The sequence below is a fragment of the Streptomyces recifensis genome (genome assembly GCF_002154615.1).
GTDB classification, from domain to species: Bacteria; Actinomycetota; Actinomycetes; order Streptomycetales; family Streptomycetaceae; genus Streptomyces; species Streptomyces griseoluteus.
In genome coordinates this window covers 1-5,387 of record NZ_MUNH01000136.1, presented here as the reverse complement: position 1 = coordinate 5,387, position 5,387 = coordinate 1, and the positions used below count along the sequence as shown (strand labels likewise).

The following is a 5,387-nucleotide window of genomic DNA, read 5'->3' as shown; positions in this document are numbered from 1 at the left end:
GGCGGCGTCGACGCCGCCGACTTCGCCGAGCAGCTCCAGCGCATGTACCTCCGCTGGGCCGAGCGGCACGGCTACAAGACGGAGATCTACGAGACGTCGTACGCCGAGGAGGCCGGCATCAAGTCGACCACCTTCGCCGTCCAGATCCCGTACGCCTACGGCACGCTCTCCGTCGAACAGGGCACGCACCGCCTGGTGCGCATCTCGCCGTTCGACAACCAGGGTCGCCGCCAGACCTCCTTCGCGGGTGTCGAGGTGCTCCCGGTCGTGGAGCAGACCGACCACGTCGAGATCGACGAGTCGGACCTGCGCATCGACGTGTACCGCTCCTCGGGCCCCGGCGGCCAGGGCGTGAACACGACGGACTCCGCGGTCCGCCTGACCCACCTGCCCACCGGCATCGTGGTCTCCTGCCAGAACGAGCGCTCGCAGATCCAGAACAAGGCCACGGCGATGAACGTCCTCCAGGCCAAGCTGCTGGAGCGCCAGCGGCAGGAGGAGCGCGCCAAGATGGACGCCCTCAAGGGCGACGGCGGCAGCTCCTGGGGCAACCAGATGCGGTCGTACGTCCTGCACCCGTACCAGATGGTCAAGGACCTGCGCACCGAGTTCGAGGTCGGCAACCCGCAGTCCGTGCTCGACGGTGAGATCGACGGCTTCCTGGAGGCCGGAATTCGCTGGCGCAAGCAGCAGGAGAAGTAAGTTTGTCGACATGACAACCTCTCGCAACTGCCGTCCAATGGGCGGCAGTTGTTTTATGTGTGGGGGTTAGGTCACAGTCACGTCACCCAACTCCCGTCAAACGCGCCCCCCATGGGACATTGCGCCCGCAACGGCCTTGACGTTGCTTAAAAAAATGGGAAAGGTGAGGCGCGGCATGCGTATCCGTGGGGCGCATGTGAACCGGGGGAACGGGAGAGCGCCAGGGGCCGGCCAAGGGCCGGAACCGGTGTCGTCAGCTACCTCCGTCGAGCACGGGCCGCCCCATGCGCCGCCACATCGACAACAGCTACTGGGGGTAGCAACCATATGACGAAGAAGACGCGCGTCCGCGTCGCACGCATAGCCGCCGGCGCCGTGATGGCCGCCGGCGCCTCGCTGATGGTGGCCGGCGTGGCCTCCGCCGACCCGGGCCCCGACCCCGACCCGACCTGTGGCGTCCTCGTCACCTGCACCGACCCTGACCCCGGCACGGGCGGTACCGACTCCTCCGGCGGTGACTCCTCCGGTGGTGACACCACGGGTGGTGACACGACCGGCGGTGACACCGGTGGCGACACCGGTGGCGACGTCAGCATCGGCGGGGTCATCGGCGGCGTGATCGGCGGCGGCGACTCCGGCGGTGACACCGGTGGCGACACCGGCGGTGACACGACGGGTGGCAACACCGGCGGTGACACCACGGGTGGTGACACCGGCGGCACCACCACGGGTGGCGACACCACCGGCGGCTCCACCACGACCGGCGGTGGCGACACCACGGGTGGCTCGACCACCGGCGGCGGCTCCACCACGACCGGCGGTGGCGACACCACGGGTGGCTCGACCACCGGCGGCGGCTCCACGGGCGGCGGCGGCTCTACGACCGGCGGCGGCTCCACGGGCGGCTCCTCCACCACGGGCGGCGGCGACTCCACCGGCGGCACGTCCGGCGGTTCCGCCACCGGCGGCTCCACGGGCGGCGGTGACGCCCCCGGCGGCACCACCCCCGACGGCGGCAACGACAACGTCTCCCAGGAGGAGGGCACCTCCGCCCTCACCGACACCGGCTCGGACACCACCGCGCAGCAGACCGGGAACGGCAAGCAGCTGGCCGAGACCGGTGCGGGGGAGACCACGTTCCTGCTGGTCGGCGCCGCGACGATGATCGCGGGCGGCGTCGCCTTCCGCGTGCTGCCGCGTCTGGCGGGCAACCGCGGCGGCACGGCCGCCTGAGGGTAGCCGACACGTCACTCCGCGCAACCCGGGCGGAGAAGGGATAGGGCCCGGAGCACCCGCTCCGGGCCCTTCCTCGTGTCCTCGGGAAACCTAGACGGTCTGGTGCGCCAGCAGCGCCGTCAACGCGATCAGCACCACCAGCAGCGCGACCAGCGCCGCCGGGCTCACCCCGGCCAGGAACCCCGCCTGCTGCTGGAGCCGCTCACGGCTCGCCCGGCACACCGGGCAGCGGCCCTCACTCACGGGCGCCGCGCAGTTCGCGCACACCAACCGGTCGTACGTCATGCGCTCGCCCTCCTCGTGCCAGGCCCTCAACCCCGTACAACGCCGACGGGAACGAGAACGTTCCCCCTCCACTCTGCCAGGTTCCCCCCGAAAGAGCGCGGGCGCTCGGGAAAGCGGGGAGAGCCGCCGTACAACCGCCCGTACAAAAACGCACAAGTCTCTCCCAACGCGACCGGGCCCTGCGTAGGCACTCCCGGTTCGCGTATGGTCACGCTCATCATCCCCCGGCGACCCGTGGTGCATCCGTGATCCGATTCGACAGTGTCTCCAAGGTCTACCCCAAGCAGACCCGCCCCGCCCTCAGGGAGGTGTCCCTGGAAGTGGAGAAGGGCGAGTTCGTCTTCCTCGTGGGGTCGTCCGGCTCCGGCAAGTCGACCTTCCTCAGGCTGGTGCTCCGCGAGGAGCGGTGCAGCCACGGCCAGGTGCACGTCCTCGGCAAGGACCTCGCCCGGCTGTCCAACTGGAAGGTGCCGCAGATGCGCCGCCAGCTCGGGACGGTCTTCCAGGACTTCCGCCTGCTGCCCAACAAGACGGTCGCGGAGAACGTGGCCTTCGCGCAGGAGGTCATCGGCAAGTCCCGCGGCGAGATCCGCAAGTCCGTGCCCCAGGTGCTCGACCTGGTCGGGCTCGGCGGCAAGGAGGACCGCATGCCGGGCGAGCTGTCCGGTGGTGAGCAGCAACGCGTCGCCATCGCGCGGGCGTTCGTCAACCGGCCCAAGCTGCTGATCGCCGACGAGCCCACCGGCAACCTCGACCCGCAGACCTCCGTCGGCATCATGAAGCTGCTCGACCGCATCAACCGGACGGGCACCACCGTCATCATGGCGACGCACGACCAGAACATCGTGGACCAGATGCGCAAGCGCGTCATCGAGCTGGAGAAGGGCCGCCTCGTACGCGACCAGGCCCGCGGCGTCTACGGCTACCAGCACTAAGGGGTGTCTCGCCGATCACGCCGGGCTCGCGGCGTCTGGCACCGCACCTCGCCGCGTTGCCGTCACACGCCGATGCTCCGCATCGACTCCCTCCTCCGCCTTGCGATGCACGGCACCAGACGCCGCTCCCTGATCCGGCCTGATCGACAAGACGCCCCTATGCAAGTTCACGACGGAAAGGCTTGACCAGACGCCATGCGCGCCCAGTTCGTCATGTCGGAGATCGGTGTCGGTCTCCGCCGCAACCTGACGATGACCTTCGCCGTCATCGTCTCCGTCGCCCTGTCCCTGGCCCTCTTCGGCGGCTCCCTGATGATGAGCGACCAGGTGAGCACCATGAAGGGCTACTGGTACGACAAGGTCAACGTCTCGATCTTCCTCTGCAACAAGAGCGACGCCCAGTCGGACGTGAACTGCGCCAAGGGCGCGGCCACCGAGGACCAGAAGAAGCAGATCCAGGCCGACCTCGGCAAGATGTCCTCCATCGTGGAGAAGGTCACCTACGAGTCGCAGGACACCGCCTACAAGCACTACAAGGAGCAGTTCGGCAACTCCCCGCTGGCCAGCTCACTGACGCCGGACCAGATGCAGGAGTCGTACCGGATCAAGCTCAAGGACCCGCAGAAGTACCAGGTGATCGCCACCGCGTTCAACGGACGTGCCGGTGTGCAGTCGGTGCAGGACCAGCGGAGCATCCTCGACAACCTCTTCCAGCTGCTCAACCTGATGAACCGGGCCGCGCTGTTCCTGATGGCGCTGATGCTGTTCGTCGCGCTGCTGCTGATCGTCAACACCGTGCGGGTGTCCGCGTTCAGCCGCCGCCGGGAGACCGGGATCATGCGGCTGGTCGGCGCCTCCGGCTTCTACATCCAGGCGCCGTTCATCATGGAGGCCGCGGTCGCCGGACTCATCGGCGGCAGCCTCGCGTGCGTCTTCCTGGTGCTGGGCCGGTACTTCACCATCGACCATGGCATGGCCCTCTCCAGCAAGCTCACGCTGATCAACTTCATCGGCTGGGACTCGGTGTTGACCAAGCTGCCGCTGATCCTCGCGACCAGTGTGCTGATGCCTTCGCTGGCGGCGTTCTTCGCGTTGCGCAAGTACCTGAAGGTGTGACACATGCCAAGAGGGCCATACAGGCATCCGTCTGTACGGCCCTTCGCGTTGTCCTAGACTCACCGCCATGTCAGGCAACGCCCTGTTCCGCCAGCCCCGCCGCAAACGCCGCGGGGCCGCCCTGACATTGGTGTTCGCCGGAGCGCTCACCGCGGGGGCCGTCACGGGCTCCCTGCCGGACACCGCGCAGGCCCGCCGGCTGGACGCCAACGCCCAGTGGGCCGAGGGCGGTCGGGCCACCGGCAGGCCGCGCCCCGAGGACGTCCGCCGGGCCGCCGCCGAGGCGATGGCGAAGGGCGAGTCGCCCACCGAGGCCGCCGAACAGGCCGTCAGCCGCAGCGGGGACCGCTGGGCCGCCGTCTACTCCGAGGACGAGTACGCCGAGTTCCGCGACGCCCTGGACGGCGAGTACACCGGCGTCGGACTGTGGGCCAGGCGCGCCCGCGACGGGCAGGTCACCGTGAGCCGCGTACGGTCCCACTCGCCCGCCGCCGACGCGGGCATCCGCAAGGGCGACCGGCTGCGCAGCGTCGACGGGCGCGGGGTCGACGGCCGCCCGGTCACCGAGGTGGTGTCCCTGCTGCGCGGCGACGCCGAGGACGCCTCGGCCGGCACCCCGGTCACCGTCGGCATCCAGCGCGGCGCCGACTCCTGGTCCCGCACCCTGCACCGGGCCCGGCTCTCCACCGACCCGGTGACCGTCACCGATCCGGTCGCCGGGGTCGTCGTGGTGCGGGTGTCCGCCTTCACCAAGGGCTCCGCCAAGGCCGTACGGGACGCCGTCGGGCGCGCCCCGGCCGGCAGCGGGGTCGTGCTGGACCTGCGCGGCAACTCCGGCGGCCTGGTCACCGAGGCCGTCGCCACCGCCTCCTGCTTCCTCGACGGCGGCCTGGTCGCCACCTACGACGTGGACGGCGCCCAGCGTGCCCTGCACGCGGCCTCCGGCGGCGACACCGCCCGCCCGCTGGTCACGCTGGTCGACGGCGGCACGATGAGCGCGGCCGAGCTGCTGACCGGCGCCCTCCAGGACCGGGGCCGGGCCGTGGTGATCGGCTCGCGCACCTTCGGCAAGGGCTCGGTCCAGATGCCGACCGCGCTGCCGGACGGCTCGGT

The 5,387-nt window shown here is 70.1% G+C and carries 6 protein-coding genes; 5 read left to right on the top strand and 1 reads right to left on the bottom strand.

Features of this window, described 5'->3' with window-relative positions:
• The coding region (gene prfB / locus CCN33_RS08890) for a peptide chain release factor 2 (protein ID WP_244173730.1) at nt 1-702 on the top strand (702 nt) is incomplete at its 5' end.
• Nucleotides 703-1,029: 327 nt separating this feature from the next.
• Nucleotides 1,030-1,935, top strand: a complete 906-nt coding sequence (locus CCN33_RS08885) for a hypothetical protein (RefSeq protein WP_086692938.1) — start codon at nt 1,030-1,032, stop codon at nt 1,933-1,935.
• A gap of 93 nt (nt 1,936-2,028) precedes the next feature.
• Here the strand turns inward: CCN33_RS08885 and CCN33_RS08880 are convergent, their stop codons facing one another.
• On the bottom strand, nt 2,029-2,223 hold the full coding sequence (locus CCN33_RS08880) for a hypothetical protein (RefSeq protein WP_086692942.1): 195 nt from the start codon (nt 2,221-2,223) through the stop codon (nt 2,029-2,031).
• 245 nt (nt 2,224-2,468) lie between these two features.
• Here CCN33_RS08880 and ftsE point away from each other — a divergent pair, with 245 nt between their 5' ends.
• The 3 genes from ftsE to CCN33_RS08865 all read left to right on the top strand — a co-directional run.
• The gene (gene ftsE / locus CCN33_RS08875) at nt 2,469-3,158 is read left to right on the top strand and encodes a cell division ATP-binding protein FtsE (protein ID WP_030810993.1); all 690 of its coding nucleotides are present in this window, start codon (nt 2,469-2,471) and stop codon (nt 3,156-3,158) included.
• A 195-nt stretch (nt 3,159-3,353) separates the two neighbouring features.
• Complete coding sequence (ftsX, locus tag CCN33_RS08870; protein WP_030810990.1) at nt 3,354-4,274, top strand: permease-like cell division protein FtsX; 921 nt, start codon at nt 3,354-3,356, stop codon at nt 4,272-4,274.
• Between the two features lie 67 nt (nt 4,275-4,341).
• Nucleotides 4,342-5,387 (top strand): S41 family peptidase (locus CCN33_RS08865; protein ID WP_208621692.1); only part of this gene is annotated, 1,046 nt, incomplete at its 3' end.

What these genes read in the sequence shown, in the direction of transcription:
- CCN33_RS08880 (WP_086692942.1), bottom strand. Translation starts at nt 2,223, where the DNA reads ATGACGTACGACCGGTTGGTGTGCGCGAACTGCGCGGCGCCCGTGAGT.
- ftsX (WP_030810990.1), top strand. Translation starts at nt 3,354, where the DNA reads ATGCGCGCCCAGTTCGTCATGTCGGAGATCGGTGTCGGTCTCCGCCGC.
- CCN33_RS08885 (WP_086692938.1), top strand. Translation starts at nt 1,030, where the DNA reads ATGACGAAGAAGACGCGCGTCCGCGTCGCACGCATAGCCGCCGGCGCC.